Annotated in this window: 1 protein-coding gene; it reads right to left on the bottom strand. The window is 73.8% G+C overall.

Going from position 1 to position 714, the window contains the following annotated elements; translation table 11 throughout:
- Positions 1-35 precede the first annotated feature (35 nt).
- On the bottom strand, positions 36-714 hold a 679-nt coding region (locus tag HMPREF3086_RS03975; RefSeq protein WP_070720259.1), incomplete at its 5' end, for an HNH endonuclease family protein.

Genomic DNA, 714 nt, shown 5'->3' with positions numbered 1-714 from the left:
CCGCCTCTCCGCCCGGCCGGACGCCGGCCTCCACCTCACCGCCCTGCCGGACACCGGCGGGCGGCGTCGGCGAGCGCCTCGTGATCCGATCTCGTCACGGGTAGTCCGTAGGCCGTCGCCGCGGTGAGGTACCGGGAGGCGTAGAAGCAATGACGGGTCGGGTCCGGTGGGAGCCAGTCGGCCGGGGTGGAATCGCTCTTCCCGGTGTTGACCGCGGCGGTGACGGCCAACAGATTGTGGTCGACGTCGTTGGCGAAAGCGGCGCGTCGACTCGGAGACCAGGCCCATGCGCCGAGGTCCCACGCCGCCGAGAGCGGGTAGACGTGATCTACGTGGATCCCGCGTAGCCCGGTGACGCCCACGTCGACGGTCCGCCCGGTGTAGGGGTCGACGAGGACGCCACCGTCACGCTCGCACGGCGATCCGGGCACCGGGGTCCCCCCGCGCAGGTCACGCGCCAGGACGTCGTGGCGGGTCGAGCACCCGTTACCCGACCCGGGCGCCTCGGTCGTGTCGCTCCAGGCGGGCCCGAACACACAGGCGGATGCGCCGCTGCACTCACGGTCGTATCCGGGCACCGGCTCACGGGCGTCCACCACGCGCACCGTCTCGAGCAGCGCGAGGACCGACTGCCTCGGCGGGCTGCCGGGCGCCGAGTCGGGCGGTTGGCCGAGGCGGGCGACGACGATCGCCGCCACGAGGACCGCCGACGCG

Origin of the sequence: Dietzia sp. HMSC21D01 (genome assembly GCF_001815995.1) — a bacterium.
In the GTDB taxonomy this organism is placed as follows: domain Bacteria; phylum Actinomycetota; class Actinomycetes; order Mycobacteriales; family Mycobacteriaceae; genus Dietzia; species Dietzia cinnamea.
Note: the sequence above shows the minus strand (reverse complement) of the source record. Positions and strands in the feature narration are given on the sequence as shown.